This is a genomic window from Microcoleus sp. Pol12B4 (assembly GCF_036701385.1).
Classification (GTDB): domain Bacteria; phylum Cyanobacteriota; class Cyanobacteriia; order Cyanobacteriales; family Microcoleaceae; genus Microcoleus.
The window spans coordinates 1-20,660 of record NZ_JAUBQR010000115.1 but is presented as its reverse complement, the minus strand read 5'-3'; the positions used below and the strand labels follow the sequence as shown (position 1 = coordinate 20,660).

Genomic DNA, 20,660 nt, shown 5'->3' with positions numbered 1-20,660 from the left:
ATAAACATCTGGTAACAGTTTTCCGACTTGTTTTACCCAATTTATTACCGTGGTATGATGAACTCCCTTAACTCGTTCTATCGCCCGTAAACCCATACCATTTACGTACATTTTTAGGCAATCACGTTTGATGCTCTCGCTATAACCTCGATGGGGTTTATACTGATTAATGAATTGACGACTACATTGGACACAAATGTGATTCTGTTTTCCTTTCTTCTTGCCGTTTTTACGGATATGGGTTGATTTACATTCTGGGCATTGCATAAATCATTCCTTCTATTCATACTCTAACTCAGCAACGCCAGAATCAGTATGTAATTAATTATGTCCCATTACTTATCAAAGGTTCGCTATTACCGTGCAGAAGGCATTATCTCTGCTGCTAGAGGGCGCTTCCCTTATTCTAAACGCCTCGATTGCTTCTACCGTAAGCATTTCAGCTTTTAGTATTTATAGCCCTACCAATGCTGTCGTGCGATCGTTTGCCCACAATTGGATACTCTAGGTCAAAGAACGCAAAATTCGAGTAAATGCGATTAATCCTGCGTGGTTCCCACCCCTAGCTGTACTCTTTTGGGAGTGAGAAAAGAGCAGGCGCAGGAATTTGTGGACAATCAAGCCGTCACCCTTCAGCTATGATGAGTCGGTATGCCCGATGAAATTGCCAAAGCCGTTGTCTTTATCGTGTCAGATGACAACAGCTTTGTGAACGGTATCGAACTATGATGGTGGCATAGCACAAGTCTGAATATGTGAATTAGGGAAGGTGGCAGTCCTCAATCAATCATGTTTACACTCACAAGGAGAAACATCAGGATTAAGCTTTACGGTCACGAAATGTCTGGTAACAGTTACAAACCAAGACTATTGCTGGAACTGTTAAATATTGAATATGAATGGGTAAAAGTTGACTTAATGAAAGGCGAACATAAGTGGCAGGAATATTTGGCACTCAACCCATTTGGACAGGTTCCTTTGTTGATCGATGGCGATACCAAACTAGCGGATGCTCAAGCTATTTTGGTGTACTTGGCGCGACAGTATGGCGGCGATAGTTGGCTGCCGTTGGATGCACTCCCGTTGGCTCAAGTCGTTCGCTGGCTATCGACAACTGCTGGAGAAATTCGCCAGGGCCCCGAAAATGCCAGACTTTATTATTTGTTTGGGGTTACCAGTATCAATATCGAACGGGCAAACCAGCAAGCAGAGAATATCCTGACTCAATTAGATCGACATTTGAGTACGCGCAACTGGTTAGAATTCGATCACCCCACGATCGCTGATATTGCAGTCTTTCCTTACATTGCTCTGGCTCCTGATGGCAAGATTGACCTCGCACCCTATCGCAACGTCTTGACTTGGATCGATCGCATCAAAGAACTCCCCGGCTATATCCCAATGGCAGGACTGTAGGTGAACTAACACAGCTTAAAAACAGAGGTAACATATGGCAATCCCAGGCTGGACAAGAACCGAATCGCCGTTTCATGCGGGTGAACTAGCAATTCAAGGTCGAATGGGCACACAGGCGAAGATGGATAAGCAAGGACGACAAATGATTCGGGAATACCTGCCCGATCAGTTTCGGCAGTTCTTCCCCCAACTTCCTTACATAATTGTGGGCACGGTGGATGCGACAGGCACCCCCTGGGCTTCCATTCTGGTAGGGGAACCGGGCTTTTTATCTTCGCCAGACGATCGTACCTTACAGATTGGCGCTAAACCCCTATTTGCCGATCCTCTCACAAATACTCTTGCCGAGCGCATCGATATCGGCTTGCTCGGAATTGAGCTTCATACCCGCCGTCGCAATCGTGTGAACGGTACTGTCACAGCAATTGACTCAGAGCGCTTTGAAGTGCAAGTGGCACAAAGCTTTGGCAACTGTCCTAAATATATTCAAACTCGGATGTTTGAGCTAATTGACCCAGATTCAGCAGCGCCACAATCGATTTATCAATTCCAAATGCTGGGGGCGGAAGAACGTGCCACGATTGCTGCCGCTGATACCTTCTTTATTGCAACCGCTTATCAAAATACATCGGCAGGCATTGCTAGCGGGGTAGATGTTTCTCATCGCGGTGGCAAACCAGGCTTTGTGCGGCTGGATGATGACTGTACGCTGACCGTTCCTGACTTCTCTGGCAATTGTCAGTTTAATACCTTTGGCAACCTAGAGTTGAATCCCAGAGCAGGGCTGCTATTCGTGGATTTCGACCGAGGCAACCTGCTCTATCTCACAGGTACAGCCGAAGTGATTTGGGAAGGTGCCCAAATCAATGACTACGAGGGAGCAGAGCGATTGTTTCGCTTCCACCTCGCTCGTGGCTATCGGGTAGAGGGCAGCCTCCCGCTGCGCTGGTCATCTCCAGCATTGTCGCCTTTCTTGGATCGCACTGGTTCCTGGTGAGGGAATGGCTTATTTAATCGGCGTTGCTAATTCACGGTATGAATAAACTTTTCGCTTGATCTTACACAACTCACCCTCAAGCGTGCCCATAGGAATTGCGAAATCTTGAATTCATACCTGTATTCAGCAAGGCCGAATATTCTTAGGGAGATGTGCCTGTCAACTGCTTCAACAGATGGCTGAAATGAAATTTACTCATGCCCAGCAATTGAGCTAAATCTGCAAGCTTAATATCTTGATTCAGATGTTCGTTGATGTACTCGGTTTTCGTTTCTGATTATATTGTGCTTCGCCAATGCGATCGCTATCTATGGGGTGCTTTTGAGAACTGGCATTGCAAGCCATAGCTTAATTGTGCCTAGATACCAATCACATTTGAAGTCATTCTAGAAATATAAAGTTTTAAATTTAATAATTTTCGCTGACTTTAGTTTGCTTGGTGTCCAACTTAAGGATTTAACAGACAGCAGCTACCTTGACATCGCTGGCAGTACGCACCTTACTTGTATCTAGAGACGGGTTGTTTCAACAATATCTTCTCTATCTTTCGGAAGAGATAAACGTGCCCTGAGCTAACGCCACGAAAATAATGTTTTGAGTAAAAAGGCAGGGGTGGAAAGTACGAATGCAGATTGTAGGGTTTCCTTGCCTGTCATTCCCAAGTGCGATCGCCGAAGATAAGAGTATAGAAATTAAACGGCTGGTTTTCACCCGCCCTTACACAAAATGAACTCACAACTAGAACAATCAGTAACAATTCTACAAGACGAGACAGCATCGCCAGGAAATTCAGCCAACCCAACAGTTGAAACTCCTTTATACGCCTCAGAATTTACAACAGAGGAAAAAGTCAGAGTTGAAGAATTTAAGATTAGCGCCGACAGTTTAATTGGCAAAGTTAAAGAGCTAATTCAGCAAGGAAAACTCCGTCGCCTCGTCATCAAAAACTCGCAAGGGCGGACTTTGGCAGACATTCCGCTGATGGCGGGATTGGTGGGCGGAGTTGCAGGATCAGTAGTCTTTCCAATTGCTGCTGTACTTGCTACAGTGGGGGCAGTTGCGGCTCATTTGACTGTCGCTGTCGAGCGGAAAGAGCATTAGTTTGATTTGTCTAAAGCGAGGAAAGCGAAGCAATCTCACAGTTTGGGATTGCTTCGCTTTCGCTTTTTATGTATTAAAGATAATTGCGATCGCCACCTTATATATAAGCCTGTGCTAAACTGATGTCAAAATTTTAGAAAAGAATCGCGATGTCAATTCACCCCAGAGAATACGACGCCGTGCTTGGCTCTAACAATTCAGCAGCACCTACAGATGCTGTTTTAGGCGGAATAGAAGGAGTCAAGCGCCGACTTCCCATGGAAGACATTGAATCTAGAATCATTGCTCTTTCTCAAGCATTAAATTATGGAGAAGCGGGTTTAGATATAGTTATTCAAGCGCTTCAAGATCGATCAAAACAAATCCAATGGTCTGCTTATGGATTACTTGTTGGAAAAACCGAAATTAAAGTAGAACAAGCACTCCAATCTTTTTCATTAATTTCTGAGGCGGGAATAGATTACAGCTCGTTACAATATTTACTGGTAAGTCAAGAATGGGAAAAAGCAGACGAACAAACTCGCAAGCTGGTGCTGCAAGCTGCTGAGCGATCGGACAACTGGTTGAGAAACGAAGACATTCAATCTTTAGCTTGTGAAGATTTATTTATTATCGATCGGCTTTGGACAATATACAGTGAGGGTCGTTTTGGCTTTAGCGTACAAAAACGCATTGGGGAAAGTTTGGCTTCGGAAACAGGGGATATAAGCAGAGGCAAAGAGTTTAGCGATCGCGTAGGATGGCACAAGCAAAGAACTGAAACCGATTCCTACTACGATGTCCTCAACCTATATACAATCAAAAGACGCGAGGATATTCCTTGCGGGTTGAATGCTCCTGAAGGAAATTTACCCAGTATTTGTGAGTTTGGTGGAGGTGAGCTGTTGTCGTGGTATGACCCCCCCGATACTGAATCTACTATGGGTTTTTACGGGGGTGGCGGCTATAGAAATAAATGGTCAGAAGACTCGTTTTTTGGGGCAGAAATGGTTGCTTGTTTTCTCAAACGCATCCAAGCTTGTCCGGAAATTCCTTAAGCCATAACTAATTAATAGTTTAATTTGTCATTTTGCTGAGCGCAAACAATGACATCAAATAGTTTAATTTGTCTAAAGCGAGCGATGAGCGAAGCAATCGCAAAATCTGGGATTGCTTCGCTCATCGCTCGCAATGACATCAAATAGTTTAACTTGTCATTGTCAGAACGATGAGATAATTTAATTCGATGCTTTCGCCGCAGGTTGGTCTAAATAATTGTAAACAATCCGCGAAATCCGACGCACAAAATCTCTCACAATCGGGTCATTGTAAGGACGTTTGACAAAGATTGCGGCTAAATAACGCTTACCGTTGGGCATATCAATAATTCCCGCATCGCCAACTACAAAGCCGATATCTCCGGTTTTGTCAGCAATAACTGCACCGGGACCCAAACCGGAGGGCAACAGCGTTCTAGTTGTGGTATGTCGCAGTAATTCTAAAGCTTGTTCCCGACTTGATTCAGAAACTAATTTATCGCGAGACAGCATCGCCAGCAGCTTTACCATATCCACAGAACTTGTGGTATTTGTTCCTTGAAAATCGCCGAGCCAATTGCGAATTCTCGTATCAGTTAATCCCCAACTGCGAAAACGCTCGTTGAGTTTAGCAATTCCCCCCAAACGTTCAATAATCATGTTGGTCGCTGTATTGTCGCTGATGGTAATCATTTTATCTACGGTTTCTTTGATGCTAAACCGAGTTCCATCTGGTTCGTCTTGCATAGTTCCAGAGCCGCTGGCAACTAAGTCGGACTTCATAACTAATGTTTCGTCTAGGCTAACTTTGCCTGCGTCTACATCTTGATAAAAGGCTATCAGAATAGGTAATTTGATGGTACTTGCGGCCGGAAATACTCGATCGCCCTTGATATCCAAATAGTTTCCTGTATCTAAATCCAGAAAAAACATTCCGGCGCTGAGGGATCTATACTGTTCGATCGCACTTTCGATTTGAGGCTTGATGGCTGTCATTTCTGAGGCGGTTGACATCACCAAATCAGTGGAATAGTTTCTCTGATTTTCCGGCGAAACAGTGGGCGTAACTTGACCTGCTGCTTGTTCTATCCGGGTAATAGCTGTGGGGATAAAAGACTCATTTCCCGCTATTTGCTCGGGATTGGGCAACTGAAACGACCAGCGCGTGGCAGATTCTCTAATGACTCGGACTTGTTGCGGGTCTAACTTATAACCGGGAGTTAATTCTATTACTAACCTGGTAGTTCCGGTGTCAAACTGCCCGACTCTTATTTGTTGAATAGCTGAGTTGTAACTTTGAGGGCTTTCGGGATACTCCAAGACTATTCCCGGTAAGTCAATTACTAAGCGGGTGGGATTGGCGATTAGTTTGACTTCCGGTTGAACTCCTGAATCTGTGGTTAAATTGAGTTGGTTTTGCCTGGGATCGAAGTGCCAAGATGTTAGTGTATCAGCTTTTGCGGGCAGGGCGATCGAGAAAAGACTAAGGGCGGCCGGCAACAGCCATCGCAGTTTAGGAGTCATGTGTGAAGAGAAAGAGTTTAACGGCTGCAACGAGAAAGCGGCTGAAAAAATCTTATCAACCGCTTTCGAGACGAAGCACATAGCATCATACAGTCAACTTTTGCCTGCAGCCGTAATTTTTTTTATTTTCTTTGAGAATAGTCGGTTTCCGGGACTGATCTCAAATCCGCTTCTATTACCCCTTTTTCTTCCTGTCTCGCCCAGGCGGACGAAAGTTTGTACAGCAGTGGATTCTCTTGGCAGAATTCTTGTTTTGCAGGCAAAAAATTTATTCGCCTGAGATGAATTCAAGTTAGGCGACTTCCCGATTTCTAGCATCTTCGAGCGAGTCGATCGCAGCTTTGAGAAAAACTTTTCCTTTCGCAACGAATCGGCGATCGCTCAAAGGATCGTAAGCTTCCCAATTACCGCTAACTTCGCTATCGCGCCACAAAAACCAGCAGCGGTAGATTTCTCCGCTATCTATATCATCGCACAACGCCAGCCAATCATCCCCCGTGAGAGCGCTAGCATCTAATGCTACCAATTCCATCCATGCAAGCGCAGTGCAGGCATCGATCGCCTCAGAGTCAACGGAGTCAGATTTGGTAGCTATAGGTTGTGGCGAACACAGTGTAGACTTCATAATTTCTCCTTAATTCAATTAAATCAATCAATGAATTGCCCTATTTGTGCAACTGACCCGGTACGCCAAGTGGAAAAATTGTGTTTTGATAAATTTCTGGTTGGTCAAATTTACCAGCGGCTGATGCTTCTGTTAAATTATTAAGTGTATTAATTGTGAAAATGGCGGCGGTTCCCAAAGCGGCCATTGCCAGTCTGTGTAAGATTTTGCTCATTTGGCTGCTCCTTTTTTGCTTGGTGTATCTACTCTAAAAAGTTAAGCGGTGATTAGCGGCGGAGATTGGGGAGTTAAGAAAAACTTTTTCTCGTCAAATATATTCAACTGTTGAAGCCGTTATCAGGACAGAGTTTGAGGAGTCGATCGCCCCAAAAACCTCTCCAAGTAAAATTCCTTAAATTCCGGCTGGCTGATTATCTTCCTTAAAATCGCCCAAAATAGGAACTTAAGGCGTTAAAATTTTTAGATTCGTTCCCCTTTCACTGCAAGCGAAGTGCTCAAGTCAAAACGCGATCGCGGTCGCATTCTCACTGCCTCTGGCTTAAAGAAACTTAACGAGGCGCTCCAAGAATGGTCTGACCGACATAACATTAGAGGCACTCTGACTGAAATCGAGGCCGAGTCTGGCGTTGGTGCCGATACAGTCAGCAAAATTAAGCAGGGTAGAGAAGGTGCGGATTTGAGTAAAATTCGACAGTTGTTCGCGGCTTTTGAAATGACTCTGGCTGCTAGCGACCATCGATCGGCTAAACTTGAGGAACCGACAAATTTAGACGAGCTGGAAAATTCGCCGCCAGCGGAAGATACAGCCAGCAGCAGAATTGTTAAAGTATTTGTCAGTTATCGCAGCGCTGAACCCGATCGCGAGTTAGGAAAACAGTTAGAAATAGCCTTAAGCGCGATCGGTCATAGAGTTTTTACAGCAGAAAATAACATTAGATTGGGAGATAATTGGTTCGACCGCATTAATTCCTTCCTCCAAGAATGCGATTATTTGCTGATACTTTTGCCGCCAACGGGAAACCAAAGCGAACTACTAACATATCAAGTTCAGCAAGCAAAAGAACTGCAAGACTCCCGCCCTGACAGAAAACCAATAATTCTCCCCATCCGCGTCGGCTTTCCCCTGAACGCGCCTCTAAATCACGACTTGCGGGGCTATCTGTACCGCATAAAACAGAGGGAATGGAAAACCACCGCCGACACTCCAATTATTATCGAAGAGGTTCTGAATTTACTAGCAGAACAACCCGCACCCGTCGTAGAAGAAACGGAAGATTTAACACAAAAACAGCTATTAGAAATTAGCAGCGACGAAATACCTCTACCCGCCGCCGAACCTGAATTACCGGGAGGACAAGTCGATGTCGCTTCTCAATTTTATGTAGAACGCCCGCCCATCGAAGAACGCTGCTATCAAACTATTGTGCAGCCCAGCGCGTTAATTAGAATCAAAGCACCAAGACAAATGGGCAAAACTTCCTTGATGGCCCGAATTTTGCATCACGGAACCCGTCAAGGCTATTGCACCGTGCCGCTAACTTTTCAGTTAGTAGATAAAGGCGTATTTGCCAACTTAGATAAATTCTTAAAGTGGTTTTGCGCTTACGTCGGTCGCGAGTTGCACTTACCCAATCAATTAGACGATTATTGGGACGAGATTTTTGGCAGCAAAGTCAACTGCAAAGATTACTTTGAAAAATATATTTTACCGCAAATCGACAGTCCTTTAATTTTAGGATTAGACGAGATCGATCGCGTTTTCCAATATCCCGACATTGCCGAAGACTTTTTAGGACTGCTGCGGGCGTGGCATGAAGAATCGAAGCGGCGCGACATCTGGAAAAAATTGCGATTAATTGTAGTTCACTCCACCGAAGTTTACATCCCGATGAACATCAATCAATCGCCTTTTAACGTCGGACTTCCCGTAGATTTGCCCGAATTCAACTCTCAGCAAATACAAGATTTAGCAGCGCGCCATAATTTGAATTGGTCGGAGGCAGAAGTTGAGGAATTGATGGCTATTGTCGGCGGTCATCCGTATTTAGTGCGAGTTGCATTATATCACATCTCGCGATCGGGTTTGACACTCGATGAATTAAAAGAAACTGCGATCGCAGATGCGGGAATTTACAGCGACCATTTGCGCCGGCAGTTGTGGAATTTAGAAGAATATCCAGAGTTGGCGCAGGGGATGAGAGAGATTGTGACTGCGGATTGTCCGGTGCCATTAAAGGCGATGCAGGCTTTTAAATTAGACAGTTTGGGGTTGGTGAGATTGCAGGGGAACGAGTGCGTGCCGAGGTGCGAACTGTACCGACAATATTTTCGATCGCACTTAAGCGCGATCATCTAAGTCCGATCGCTCTGCTATCCTATAATTCCAGATGTGGTAGGGGCAGGTTCACCGACAATAATTGCCTAAAATGAACAATCTCATAAATCCGCCCCCACCAAACCACAAATCACAATCTACCTCTTTTTAGATTAAAACAGCCCATGAACGATATTTTTTTGATAACATCCGATAATTGGCTAGACTGGATCACCGTGTTTGGTTATCTAGCCTTTACAGCTTTCATTGCATGGCGCGTGTTCACCACAAAGTAGATATAGCAATCCTTGCAGGAGTCGTAAATTTTTTACCCCACCCCCACCCTCTCCTTACCAAGGGGAGAAAGTAAGAAATTCACAGATGATTTAGGAATGCTATATATTATGAAATTACCTTCTTCTTCTTTCTTACTTCGCGTCCTAGCGCTTACGCGTCGCTCCGCGTAACGCGCCTTCGGGGTTGGTTTAATTTTCGCAAAATCGGAATTTTTTCCAACTGTTCCGGCCGTATATTATCCCAGTTTAACCCCATTGGACGCGGATAACTTGTATTAGTCTCAATTACCTCCTCAGCAGTAACAATCCAATTCAACGCCCAATCGTGAGCCTGCATTGGTAAACGCAAATCTTCGACTATTTGCAAAGGATGCACTGTTGTGACAATTGGCGTATCGATTTGTACTAACCCGAATTCCTGCAACATAGCCAATTCCAAATCGGCAAAGCCTGCACCTTTCCCGGTTCTTCCACCGCTGCGCGTTACTGCTACGCAGCCGACTATTACTAAATCAATTGGCTCCATTTCTGCAAAACTTACCAATTTTCCGCAAGCGAGTGCTTTGCGGGCGATCGCACTTTCGGCAATTGATATATTTTGCCGCTGCAAATCTTCAGCGGTTAACTATACAAAACAGCGCTCGTTTGTCAATCGCGGTACTGCCATATACAGGCGTTTTCCATCTTGCAAAGCTCGCATCCGCACCGGAATTTGTGGCGAATCTGGATTGCACTTAATCGTTTTTGCTTGTTGCCATATTGGTAAATTTGCCAATCTTTCTGCTGCCACCTGTGCACCGACAAAGTTGGGGATATGACCAAACGGATTGCTAATAGATGCGGCTTGATGCTTCAGCCAAGACCAAATTTCAGCTCTTAACTTGTCTTTGTCGTCGTTATATCCTGTCCAATCAGTTTTCATACTGTATTGTGTTACAATTTATCATACAGAATTATGCTTTAATACCGCCTCACTTCTTCAGTCCGCGAAGGCGAACTTTGTTTGACTCTTGAGCGGTTTCAACTGCCGAATAAGTGTATTGTGTTACAATTTATCATACAGAATTATGCTTTAATACCGCCTTACTTCTTCAGTCCGCGAAGGCGGATTTTGTTTGTATAGTAGCGGTTTCAACCGCCGAATAACTTATATGAATTTTACCACAAAGCCCAGTTACTATCAAGTCGGTGGCAGTCTCACCAATAACGCTCCGAATTATGTTAAGAGGCAAGCCGACGACGACTTTTATAACGGATTGAAAGCAGGGGAATTTTGCTATGTTTTGAATTCCCGGCAAATGGGCAAATCTAGCTTGCAGGTGCGGACAATTCAGCGGCTGAGAAATGAAGGAATTGCTTGTGCTGCGATCGACATTTCGGAAATTGGCAACCGCGGCGTCACTCCCGAACAGTGGTATGCTGGTTTGCTACGCATTCTCGAAAATAATTTTAACCTGTCGGATATTGTCAATGTCCGGACTTGGTGGCGCGATCGCAATTTTTTAACCCCGGTTCAAAGATTGAGCGAATTCATCGAAACCGTACTCTTACCCAACATTTCCAGCAATATTGTCATTTTTATTGACGAAATCGACAGCATTCTCGCCCTAGATTTTCCCGCCGACGATTTTTTAGCCTTAATTCGATCGTGCTATAACAAGCGCGCCAACAATTCCGAGTTCGATCGCCTAACGTGGGCCCTTTTAGGTGTAGCATCGCCGACGGATTTGTGTCGCGAGCAAAATGTAAGCAGCAATACCCCTTTTAATATTGGCAAGGCGATCGAATTAACTGGTTTTGACGAAACAGAAGCTCAACCGCTAGCAGCAGGATTGGCAGAGCTTACAGACAGCCCTAATCAAGTTTTGAGGGAGGTTTTGTATTGGACGGGCGGGCAGCCGTTCCTGACTCAAAAGCTGTGCAAACTATTGCTGGAAAATCCACAATTAATCCCGAATTCAGCCCCCCCAACCCCCCCTTGCCAAGGGGGGGAGGAAGATTCAGCCGCCCGTTGCCAAGAGGCTGAGGAAGAGGCAGCCGCCCGTTGTCAAGAGGGGGAAAAAGATAAAATTAACGCTTCTAAAGAGTGGGTAGAGAAAGTAGTGCGCTTGAAAATCGTGGAGAATTGGGAAACTCAAGATGTACCCGAACATTTGTCCACAATTCGCGATCGGCTTTTCAAAGAAAACCAGCGCATTGTCAGGAGACTGGGATTGTATCAGCAAATTTTAGAACAAACTGAAATTGTCCCGGATGGTAGTGCTGAACAAATGGAGTTGCGATTAAGCGGATTAATCGTTAAGCACGGGGAAAAATTAACAATTTCTAATCCTATTTATGAAGCGGTCTTTAACAAAGAATTAATTCAAGAAAAATTAGAAAAACTCTCGCCTTACTCGGAAGCGATCAAACTCTGGCTAAATTCTAGCTGTGAAGATAATTCCCAACTGTTGCGAGGGAATGATTTGCAGTCAGCATTAGTTTGGGCGGCAGGAAAAAGTTTGAGAAACGAAGATTTTCAGTTTTTGACTGCCAGCCAGAAAGTTATTTTGAGCGACCAAAATCAACTGCTGCATTCAGCAACACTAGAAACCAAGAAAGCTGTCGGCGATGCCGAAAAAGCTTGGAGTGAAGCTGACTCTGCCAAACAAAAAGCCAAACAGTGGATCGGCATCGGTTCTGGGGTACTTGCAGCATCGTTACTGGCGGCGATCGGCTTTTCAACTCTCGCTTACCAGCGGTTTAAACTAGCACAAGCAAGTATTGAAATCGAACAAAATGGCAGCGATGCTTTATTGTTGGCTGTTTCTCAGAAGACAGAAAACAGCGAAGCTTTATCAGAAGCTTTACTTAGAGCGATAGCCTCCGGGAAAAAATTAAAAACCTTGGTTAAAAACAAACATAAGCTAGAACAATACCCGGCAACTAGACCGCTGTTAGCCTTACAAATAATTCTCGATAAAATTAGTGAAACACAGCAGTTCAAAGCCTCATTAAGTCAGCAAAGAAAGATAAAGTGGCAAGCTCATAAAGGTGCCGTTACCAGCGTCACTTTTAGCCCAAAGAGGTACATTTTAGCAACTGCAGGAATAGACGATCGAGTTAGAATGTGGAACTTTTCCGGGCAAAAAATTGTTGAATGGAAAGCTTTACAGCAATCAGTTAATATGGTAAACTTTAGCCCGAACGGTAATTTTTTAGCAACCGCCGGAAGGGACAGCACTGTTAAAATATGGAATTTATCAGGTAAAAATATTTCTACTTTGAAAGGAATTCAAGGCTCTGTTACCAGCATCAGTTTTAGTCCCGACGGAAAGTTATTAGCGGCGGCAGGGATAGACAGCTATGCTGCAATTTGGGATTTGTCTAAACTGCCACAATTAGTATCGTCTAGCCTGAAACTCCCAGGTCACAACGGCTTAGTGAGAAGCGTAAATTTTAGTCCAAACGGCGATTTCCTAACGACTTTAGATGGCAAATCTACAGTGCGACTTTGGAATTTGTCTGGCAAGCTGAAAAAAACACTGCCTATTCAGGCAATTGGGCTCAGTTTCACTCCGGCTAAACACCAGTATCGATTTGCTACAGTAACATGGAATGGTAAAGTAGGGCTGTGGAATCTATCAGAAAAAGGATTAGTTAAGGAATTTCAAACGTTGCATTTTGATGCAAAATCAATTAGTTTTAGTCCCGACGGAGAACGGCTTGCTACAGTGGGAATTGACAAGACTGTACGGCTGTGGAATTTAGCAGGGCGACAGGTTGCTCAATTTGAGTTTGAGGAGAATGTTGTTAGTGTCAGTTGGAGTCGAGACGGAAAGCAAATTGCTGTAGCTGGAAGCGACGGCACTGTCTGGCTGAGGCAGGTTGAAGGGTTAGAAGAATTGCTCAAGCAAAGCTGCAATTTTTTCACCACTCAACCGAAGTATTTTACAAGACTTTCAACTCTCTGCAAGTAGGACACGGCAATGCCATGTCCCTAATGATGACTATCAATTTACTTTAACAGGCGAAACACTTACATTAGGGTTTGTAACTCTTTTTAAGAGTTCTTGTCTGGCTTGTTCTGGATTTTGACCTTTGGGTACTTGATATAATAATCTACAGGAACCGTCTTGAGGATTAGCTGCACAAATAATTAGTTGACCGGTGGACGATGCGCCTGCTGTGACAATATTATCCCAGCTTCCTTGCGGTTGCGAGTTGTTGAGAATTCCTGAGACTCTGGTACACCGAGTAATCGCATCTTCTCCTGATTCATTGAAATAGTTATCAGCTAGCCACAAAATAACGGGAATATTTTTGCCCTGTTGGACAGCAATTGTAGCTGGACGGCCGCCAGCAGCGCCGCAGAAAAATGAAGGCGTTTGGGCAAAGGCTGGACTGTTTGCTAAAATCGGAGCAGCAAGGGCAATAATTGACGCGCTAAAAACTGACTTTAAGAGCCGAAATTTCATGAGCAGTAATAAGCTTTTTCATTTAAGGTTACTAATAGTCTAAAAAGTTAAGCTGTTTGTTGCCGGGAAGATTAGGCATTTAGAGAAAAAAATAAAATTTATTCTGCAAATTTTTGCCATCGCACACACTGGCCTCATCTCAGCCAAAACTCTGGGAAAAAAGCTCGCTGACAAACACGAAAGGCAGAAAATAGATGCAGCCATAGGGGGCGCAGGCGCGAAGGAATAGGGTAAAGGTGCGGTTTTTCACCGTTTTTTGCGCTCCCCTCGCTGTTCCTGGTGCCGTCCCACCTAAAGTGGAACCTGTGTTAACATCAAAAAAAATATTCTCTTTAATAATCAACAATGGGCAATGTTCTGGTGCTGAACGCCTCCTACGAACCCCTTAACATCACCAATTGGCGAAGGGCGGTAGTTTTGTTGCTGAAAGGAAAAGCAGAACAGGTAGAACACAACGGGAAATTTATTGCGCCAAACTTCCCGCTACCAACTGTGATCCGACTGCGGCATTATGTCCGAGTTCCCTATAAGGATATTCCGCTGACCCGCCGGAACATCTTGCACCGGGATGCACACTCTTGTCAATACTGCAGTTATACGGGGGACGATTTAACCCTCGATCATGTAATTCCCCGATCGCGCGGAGGAGGCGACAGTTGGGAAAACCTTGTCACCGCCTGCGTGCGCTGCAATGTCAATAAAGGCAGCCGCACGCCGAAAGAAGCGGGAATGCCGCTGCGCTATCCGCCTCGGAAACCTCACAGCGGTCTTTATTTTGAAGTGACTAAACACGTTAAGAGCGGTATGCACAAAGAATGGCAAAAATATGTAATAGGCCTTTAAAACCCCTGTCAGCGCAAGCGCGGGGGTTTTTTGCGGAAGTTCTGAGTCCTGAGATTGCTTCGTTCCTGGGAACACACACTCTGGATAAATTAAAAAGTTAAACAGTTAAAGAGAGAATTTACGCTCTTAAATCAGGTTTCTCGTAAGAAGTATGGGCTTTGACAACAAGGCATCTACAAAGAAACCGGGTTTAAGAGCGAATGCCGTGCAAATCCTGAAAGAGTTAAATTGTTAATTTTTAACTATGAAAGACCATTCCCCTACCAATTCTGATGAAATATCTGGCAACCGCGAAGGTGAAATTGAGGCCAGCAGCGAGGTTGTACCCGCAGTGAGTGCGCCGCATGGAAAACGGCGCAGCAAAGCCGAAGTTGCTTCCCAAGAGAATCGCGGCCGTCTCCGCGAGGAATTGCACGATCGCAAAGTCGAGCAATTGCGCCAAATGTTCGATCGGCACAAAGGCACTCGCCAATTAATATTGCTGCAAGATTTTCCAGACCCCGACGCACTTTCAAGCGCTTGGACTTACAAATTAATCGCCGAACAATACGATATTCTCTGCGAGATTATCTACGCCGGTGCCCTCAGCCACCAAGAAAACATTGCCTTAGTTAAATTGACAGGGTTGCCGTTGCAGCGGTGGACGCTAGAAACAGTAAAAACTAAGGATTTGTCGGTGTTTCAGGGCTGCGCTTTCATAGACAATCAAGGGACTACTTGTAACTTAACCGAGTATATTTTAGCGGCTGGAGTTCCGATCGCCGCCGTCATCGATCATCACAATTTGCAGGGGGAAATGAACGCCGAATTTACCGATTTGCGCCCTCAAATCCGCGCTACAGCCACGATTTTTGCCGAGTATTTACAGGCTGGACTCCTAACTCTCGACGCCAGCGTCAGTCTGCACATCAAGTGCGCTACAGCTTTGATGCACGGTTTGCGATCGGATACGAACGCCCTCAGACAAGCTCAGGAGGAGGACTTTTTAGCTGCGGCTTATTTGAGCCGATTTTACGACCCGCAGTTGCTGAATGCGGTGTTGCAGTCGTCTCGTTCTAAGTGGGTGATGGACGCGATCGAGCGATCGCTCAAACACCGCACCGTCCAGAACAATTTTTCGATCGCCGGCATCGGCTATCTCCGCTATGACGATCGAGATTCTATTCCTCAAGCGGCGGACTTTTTAGTAACAGAAGAGAACGTACACACAGCAGTTGTCTACGCAATTGTTCACGACAAAGACGAAGAAATTGAAGTAGTAATTGGCTCGCTGCGAACTAATAAACTTACTCTCGACCCCGACGAATTCATTAAAGAAGCCTTCGGTCAAGATGCTCAAGGACGCTTTTTTGGGGGTGGCAGAAGTCAAGCTGGAGGTTTTGAAATTCCGGTGGGATTTCTTTCTGGCGGGAATGAGAACAGCGATTATGCAAGGCTAAAATGGGAAGTATTTGACGATCAGATAAAGCAAAAGTTGCTGCATTTAATTAGCCCTAAAGACAATCCTGTTTACGACCATTAACTCGCTAGTTTTTAGGTGCGGCCTTGATTCAAGCAAGAGCCTCGGTTCTGCCTCCGGTTACTACGAGCTTTTGCCACATTTTTTTCTCATTTCCGCCAAAATCTCTATTTGACAATCAGCCCTGGACGCATTCTAACTCTCATCAACCGGGTTTTTTAACTCTTATTGAGGGTTTAAGCGAAGTAAGGGAGTTAAAAAACCCGCTTGCTCCGTCTAGGACTAACAATAATAAATTTTATCCCAATTTCCTAAAAATACATACCCAAGAAACTGTTTTTTTACTGTGGTCAAGGGAGGCAACTAAGTATTTTGGTAAAAACCCCAGGTTGCGCTGGGAAAAATTAGTTTTATTTAGTTTACTAAAGCCCACCATATAATTATGGTAATTTAATAATGGTCGAGGGTGATTTTTTTTATATTTACTATAATTTAGTTAAAAAGTAACAAGTTTTTAGAGTTGATGCAGGAGAATTTAGATAATTTTTTATAAAAAATCGCCGTATAATAAGAAAAATAGAGAGGATAACGCTCACATTCTTTTTGGCAAAGTTACCTAATAAAAAAATTGTAGCATTTCATAAAAGTCTTTATTTTAACATAAAATGTGCATTTAGTTTCTCAAACAAGCAACCAGTTGCTACGAGTTAAAATAAATTATTATATTTTTTTGTGGCAGGCTAGAATAGTAAAAAATTGCTTAACAAAAAAGGAACGCGGAGATGTCTACAAACCAGACTTTCTCTTGGTCGTTAGAGAAAATTCTAGAAAAAATTTCAGAAATTGCACTTCAAATCAACGAGTTCGGGGAGCTGGAGACAATTTTGCAATGTGCGCTAGAGGAAACCAGGGTGCTGCTGCAAACCGATCGCGTGATTATTTATCGCTTCTTACCAAAAGGAAATGGCGTAGTATTTGCTGAATCGGTTGATGCTCAGTGGCCGCGAATCCTAGGAAAACAAATTTACGATCCTTGCTGTGAATCCACCTGGGTAGAGCGTTACAGCCAGGGACAAACGAGCAGCATTTCTGATATTCACAGCGGTTCTCTTCAAGCTTGTGATGTCGAATTGCTCGATCGCCTCCAGGTTCAGGCAAATTTAGTTGCGCCAATCTTGCTAGATGGCAAACCGCAGCAATCTCCGAAGCTTTGGGGACTGTTGATTGCTCATCACTGCCGAAGTCCGCGTCAGTGGGAACCTATCGAGGTTCAGATCCTGCAGCAGGTTGGAATGCACATCGGGTTGACGATCCGGCACTTGGAATCTCACCGCCCGGTACAGGGGCCAAATCAACCGCCGGAACTCGAAACAGAACCAAATCAAACTGATCCCAGCACAGAAAGCGCGCCCAGAGTCAATCATCAAAATTGTCTACCACTAGAGTTTGCCTATTCCCTGAGCGGCGATATTGTCCACCTCAAAGCTTTTGACTTGTTGCAAAATCCGATCTGGATATTTGATATTCAGCATTGGCAAATGCGGTGGGCTAACCAAGCATCCTTGTATCTGTGGAATGCTTCTAGTCGGCAAGAACTTGCGACTCGCAACTTTAGCGATGTGTCAGAGTCTACTCGGATTCGCTTGCAGAGCTGTCGGCAGCAGTTTGAGCAAGGTCAAACCTTGTCCGAAGAGTGGACGTTTTACCCGGCAGGTGAGCCTGTTTCTGTCCGCTGTCGGTGTTCTGGGGTCAGGATTGAGGGCGGGCGTTTGGCAATGCTAGTCGAGGGTACGGTCGAAAGCGCCGATCGAATCGAGCCGGAAATTCTGCGATCGATCGAGGCACTCCGACACACCACGCTCATGGTTTCGCTATATACCCTCGAAGGTGCGCCGCTGCTGCAAAACCCGGCGGCCTTGCGCTGTTACGGGGAGGCGCTGCACCCTGGCTCTGCGACAGATAATGCTTTTGTGAGCCGCTTTGTTGACTCTCAGGTAGGAGAGCGAGCAATGGCAGTTCTTAAGTCCGGTGAGGTATTTAGCATCGAGGCTCAAGTGATTACTCTGACGGGAATTCGCTGGCATAGGATGGACGTGTGGTGTACCGACGACCCGGTAACAGGCAACCCGATGTTGCTCGTGAACGAAAAGGACGTTACCGACCGCCACCAGACAGAAACAGCCCTCCAAAAGAGTGAAACCCGGTTGTCAGAAGCCCAGCGGGTTGCCCAGATCGGTAACTGGGAATGGGACGTAATTACGGGTAAAATTACCTGGTCTCCCGAACTCTTCGAGATTGTGGGACGACCCAGCGCCCTAGGCGAACCTACGTATGAAGAAAACCTGCGGCTTTACCATCCCGAAAGTGCCAAACAGCTACACCTGGTAGTTCAACGAGCGCTCACTCATGGGCAGCCTTATCTATTGCGCCTCAGAATTGTGCGCCCGAATGGTTCTATCCGCCATACCGAAGCCAGAGGACAAGCCGAACTCAATGCAGAGGGACAAGTCATTCGGTTGTTTGGTACATCCCAAGACATTACGGATCTCGTCAAGGCGGAAACAGAACTCAGAGAATTGAGTACAGCTCTTGCTCATGCAGTTGAGGGCATCTCGCGGCTCGATATTTTCGGACGGTACATCACCGTTAATCAAGCCTACGCGAATATAGCAGGTTATCAGCCTGAAGAAATGGTTGGTATGAATTGGCAGAAAACAGTTCATCCCGATGACTGCCACATGATGATGGCGGCTTATCAAAAAATGCTGGCCGAGGGCCGAGTGGAGGTTGAGACCCGAGGTATCAGGAAAGATGGTTCGATTTTTTACAAGCAGGTGGTGCTGTTGGCAGCCTACGACTCGCAGGAGCGATCGATCGGGCATCACTGCTTTATGAAGGATATCACCGATCGCAAGCAAGCAGAAGCAGCATTACAACTAGAGTTCCAGCGTCTGAGTATAGTGGTTGCTACCCAACAGGAAATCGCCATCCGCAATCCCAATCTTGATGCAGTCATGGCTGTGATTGCAGAGAGGACTCAAGATTTGACCCGCGCCGATGGAGCAGTGATTGAAATGGTTGAAGGGGATGAAATGGTGTATCGGGCAGCCACCGGTATCGCCAGCGCCTATGTTGGATTACGGATCAAAGTAGGGGCAAGTTTATCGGGAAAATGTATTGCGACTGGTCAAATCATGCTTTGCGAGGATTCAGAAACCGATGCACGGGTGGATCGGGCTGCCTGTGAGCGCATTGGTCTGCGGTCAATGGTGGTTGTTCCCTTGTTCTATCAGGACGATCGGGTTGGGGTCTTAAAAGTGCTTTCAGCTAAACCCTCTGCGTTTACAGCGTCAGATATCCAGACCTTACAACTGATGGCCGGGTTTCTGGCAAGCAGCCTGCATCTGGCTTCAGAGTTTGATGCCAAAAACATTCTCCTGAGTCAATTACAGGAAAGTGAGGAACGCTACCGTTCTGTGATTACTAGCATGACAGAAGGTGTCGTACTCCAGCTAGCAAACGGACAAATAACTGCGTGTAATGCTAGTGCCGAAAGGATTCTAGGGCTGACCCCGGAGCAAATGATGGGGCGCAGATCCGTAGATTTAGATTGGCGAATCGTTCGGGAGGACGGCCAACCGTTCCCGGGCCAACAGCATCCGGCAATCCTCACCCTGCGCACGGGACAAGGGCGATCGAATGTGGTGATGGGCATTCACAAATCGGATAAAACGCTGACTTGGATTTCGATTAATTCTCAACCGCTGTTCCATCTCAATCAGTCTAAACCCTATGCAGTATTGACGACTTTTGCTGATATTACAGAACACAAGCGGGGCGAGGAGATGCTCAGACACCGGGCGGAACAAGAAAGATTGATTGCTACGACAGATGGGTTAACACAAGTAGCAAACCGCCGCTGTTTTGATGAGCGATTGCAGTCGGAATGGCATCGGCTGATGCAGGGAAAACAACAGCTTTCGTTGATTATGTTGGATGTAGATTATTTCAAGCGATATAACGATTGCTACGGACATCAAGCTGGGGATACTTGTTTGGTGCAAGTGGCGAAAGCTGCTGCCGCCGCGGTTAAACGTTCTACCGATTTGTTTGTGCGCTATGGGGGCGAAGAATTTGCTGCTATCCTGCCGAGTACGGATGCTGCAGGGGCGATCGCGGTTGCTGAGTCGATGCGTCAGGCAATACGAGATTTGGGAATCCCTCACGAGCAATCTGAGGTAAGCTCGATCGTGACTGTGAGCATGGGAATTGCAACTGTGATTCCCACTGCGGAAATATCACCCGATGAACTCGTTGCCGTCGCCGATCAAGCATTATATGATGCGAAACGACAAGGGCGCGATCGCTACAAAAGCGCAAACCCGATGACGGCGCCACAGGTTAATCCAGTTGTAGAATAGGCAAAAGGTAGGTATATCCTAGATTGCTCCTAGAAAAACGGGATCCAATGCCTGGAAGTATTGATATATGGTTATTTACCTGATCCGGCACGGTATCGCAGCCGCACCCGAAGAATAAGTAGTTAAGCAAAATTAATTACATAATTATCTCCAAATTCTTTAAGAATTCTTTCTACAGATGAAACAAGAGA

General features: G+C 45.4%; 17 protein-coding genes. 9 read left to right on the top strand and 8 right to left on the bottom strand.

Annotation, left to right across the window (positions count from 1 at the left end):
* A partial coding sequence (locus QUA38_RS16605; RefSeq protein ID WP_333163506.1) for an IS1 family transposase occupies positions 1–267 on the bottom strand: 267 nt, incomplete at its 3' end.
* 522 nt (positions 268–789) lie between these two features.
* Between QUA38_RS16605 and QUA38_RS16600 the strand changes: the two genes are divergently transcribed.
* Together QUA38_RS16600 and QUA38_RS16595 are read left to right on the top strand one after the other, a co-directional pair.
* A complete protein-coding gene (locus QUA38_RS16600) occupies positions 790–1,416 on the top strand; it encodes a glutathione S-transferase (protein WP_333163504.1) in 627 nt (208 codons plus the stop codon).
* Positions 1,417–1,450: 34 nt separating this feature from the next.
* Positions 1,451–2,413: a pyridoxamine 5'-phosphate oxidase family protein gene (locus QUA38_RS16595; RefSeq protein ID WP_333163502.1), complete on the top strand. Its 963-nt coding sequence runs from the start codon at positions 1,451–1,453 to the stop codon at positions 2,411–2,413.
* A 142-nt stretch (positions 2,414–2,555) separates the two neighbouring features.
* On the opposite strand, the gene QUA38_RS16590 is transcribed toward QUA38_RS16595, so the two are convergent.
* Positions 2,556–2,657: an AraC family transcriptional regulator gene (locus tag QUA38_RS16590; protein WP_333163508.1), complete on the bottom strand. Its 102-nt coding sequence runs from the start codon at positions 2,655–2,657 to the stop codon at positions 2,556–2,558.
* A gap of 482 nt (positions 2,658–3,139) precedes the next feature.
* Here QUA38_RS16590 and QUA38_RS16585 point away from each other — a divergent pair, with 482 nt between their 5' ends.
* On the top strand, positions 3,140–3,514 hold the full coding sequence (locus tag QUA38_RS16585; protein WP_333163500.1) for a DUF4342 domain-containing protein: 375 nt from the start codon (positions 3,140–3,142) through the stop codon (positions 3,512–3,514).
* A 149-nt stretch (positions 3,515–3,663) separates the two neighbouring features.
* Positions 3,664–4,551 (top strand): GUN4 domain-containing protein, encoded by an 888-nt coding sequence (locus QUA38_RS16580; protein ID WP_333163498.1) that lies wholly within the window; start codon positions 3,664–3,666, stop codon positions 4,549–4,551.
* Between the two features lie 180 nt (positions 4,552–4,731).
* On the opposite strand, the gene QUA38_RS16575 is transcribed toward QUA38_RS16580, so the two are convergent.
* The 3 genes from QUA38_RS16575 to QUA38_RS16565 form a co-directional block, all read right to left on the bottom strand.
* Positions 4,732–6,054, bottom strand: coding sequence for a serine hydrolase (locus QUA38_RS16575; protein ID WP_333163496.1), 1,323 nt, complete (start codon positions 6,052–6,054; stop codon positions 4,732–4,734).
* A gap of 292 nt (positions 6,055–6,346) precedes the next feature.
* Complete coding sequence (locus QUA38_RS16570; protein ID WP_333163494.1) at positions 6,347–6,679, bottom strand: hypothetical protein; 333 nt, start codon at positions 6,677–6,679, stop codon at positions 6,347–6,349.
* 40 nt (positions 6,680–6,719) lie between these two features.
* Positions 6,720–6,893: a hypothetical protein gene (locus tag QUA38_RS16565; protein ID WP_190659259.1), complete on the bottom strand. Its 174-nt coding sequence runs from the start codon at positions 6,891–6,893 to the stop codon at positions 6,720–6,722.
* A 276-nt stretch (positions 6,894–7,169) separates the two neighbouring features.
* On the opposite strand from QUA38_RS16565, the gene QUA38_RS16560 reads away from it, so the two are divergent.
* A complete protein-coding gene (locus QUA38_RS16560) occupies positions 7,170–9,035 on the top strand; it encodes an AAA-like domain-containing protein (protein WP_333163492.1) in 1,866 nt (621 codons plus the stop codon).
* Between the two features lie 405 nt (positions 9,036–9,440).
* Here the strand turns inward: QUA38_RS16560 and QUA38_RS16555 are convergent, their stop codons facing one another.
* A complete protein-coding gene (locus tag QUA38_RS16555; RefSeq protein WP_333163490.1) occupies positions 9,441–9,899 on the bottom strand; it encodes a 5-formyltetrahydrofolate cyclo-ligase in 459 nt (152 codons plus the stop codon).
* 15 nt (positions 9,900–9,914) lie between these two features.
* Positions 9,915–10,211, bottom strand: coding sequence for a hypothetical protein (locus tag QUA38_RS16550; protein WP_333163488.1), 297 nt, complete (start codon positions 10,209–10,211; stop codon positions 9,915–9,917).
* 229 nt (positions 10,212–10,440) lie between these two features.
* Between QUA38_RS16550 and QUA38_RS16545 the strand changes: the two genes are divergently transcribed.
* A complete protein-coding gene (locus QUA38_RS16545) occupies positions 10,441–13,248 on the top strand; it encodes an AAA-like domain-containing protein (protein WP_333163486.1) in 2,808 nt (935 codons plus the stop codon).
* Between the two features lie 33 nt (positions 13,249–13,281).
* On the opposite strand, the gene QUA38_RS16540 is transcribed toward QUA38_RS16545, so the two are convergent.
* Entirely contained in the window at positions 13,282–13,746 is a 465-nt protein-coding gene (locus QUA38_RS16540) for a COP23 domain-containing protein (RefSeq protein WP_333071047.1), read from the bottom strand.
* 345 nt (positions 13,747–14,091) lie between these two features.
* On the opposite strand from QUA38_RS16540, the gene QUA38_RS16535 reads away from it, so the two are divergent.
* From QUA38_RS16535 to QUA38_RS16525, 3 genes are all read left to right on the top strand, one after another.
* Positions 14,092–14,589: an HNH endonuclease gene (locus QUA38_RS16535; RefSeq protein WP_190659271.1), complete on the top strand. Its 498-nt coding sequence runs from the start codon at positions 14,092–14,094 to the stop codon at positions 14,587–14,589.
* A gap of 244 nt (positions 14,590–14,833) precedes the next feature.
* On the top strand, positions 14,834–16,111 hold the full coding sequence (locus QUA38_RS16530; protein ID WP_333163484.1) for a bifunctional oligoribonuclease/PAP phosphatase NrnA: 1,278 nt from the start codon (positions 14,834–14,836) through the stop codon (positions 16,109–16,111).
* A gap of 719 nt (positions 16,112–16,830) precedes the next feature.
* A complete protein-coding gene (locus tag QUA38_RS16525; protein ID WP_333163482.1) occupies positions 16,831–20,469 on the top strand; it encodes a diguanylate cyclase domain-containing protein in 3,639 nt (1,212 codons plus the stop codon).
* Positions 20,470–20,660 lie beyond the last annotated feature (191 nt).

Coding starts and splice junctions, on each gene's coding strand:
- QUA38_RS16585 (WP_333163500.1), top strand. CDS start 3,140: ATGAACTCACAACTAGAACAATCAGTAACAATTCTACAAGACGAGACA.
- QUA38_RS16570 (WP_333163494.1), bottom strand. CDS start 6,679: ATGAAGTCTACACTGTGTTCGCCACAACCTATAGCTACCAAATCTGAC.
- QUA38_RS16575 (WP_333163496.1), bottom strand. CDS start 6,054: ATGACTCCTAAACTGCGATGGCTGTTGCCGGCCGCCCTTAGTCTTTTC.
- QUA38_RS16550 (WP_333163488.1), bottom strand. CDS start 10,211: ATGAAAACTGATTGGACAGGATATAACGACGACAAAGACAAGTTAAGA.
- QUA38_RS16540 (WP_333071047.1), bottom strand. CDS start 13,746: ATGAAATTTCGGCTCTTAAAGTCAGTTTTTAGCGCGTCAATTATTGCC.
- QUA38_RS16525 (WP_333163482.1), top strand. CDS start 16,831: ATGTCTACAAACCAGACTTTCTCTTGGTCGTTAGAGAAAATTCTAGAA.
- QUA38_RS16535 (WP_190659271.1), top strand. CDS start 14,092: ATGGGCAATGTTCTGGTGCTGAACGCCTCCTACGAACCCCTTAACATC.
- QUA38_RS16595 (WP_333163502.1), top strand. CDS start 1,451: ATGGCAATCCCAGGCTGGACAAGAACCGAATCGCCGTTTCATGCGGGT.
- QUA38_RS16530 (WP_333163484.1), top strand. CDS start 14,834: ATGAAAGACCATTCCCCTACCAATTCTGATGAAATATCTGGCAACCGC.
- QUA38_RS16545 (WP_333163486.1), top strand. CDS start 10,441: ATGAATTTTACCACAAAGCCCAGTTACTATCAAGTCGGTGGCAGTCTC.
- QUA38_RS16580 (WP_333163498.1), top strand. CDS start 3,664: ATGTCAATTCACCCCAGAGAATACGACGCCGTGCTTGGCTCTAACAAT.
- QUA38_RS16565 (WP_190659259.1), bottom strand. CDS start 6,893: ATGAGCAAAATCTTACACAGACTGGCAATGGCCGCTTTGGGAACCGCC.
- QUA38_RS16600 (WP_333163504.1), top strand. CDS start 790: ATGTTTACACTCACAAGGAGAAACATCAGGATTAAGCTTTACGGTCAC.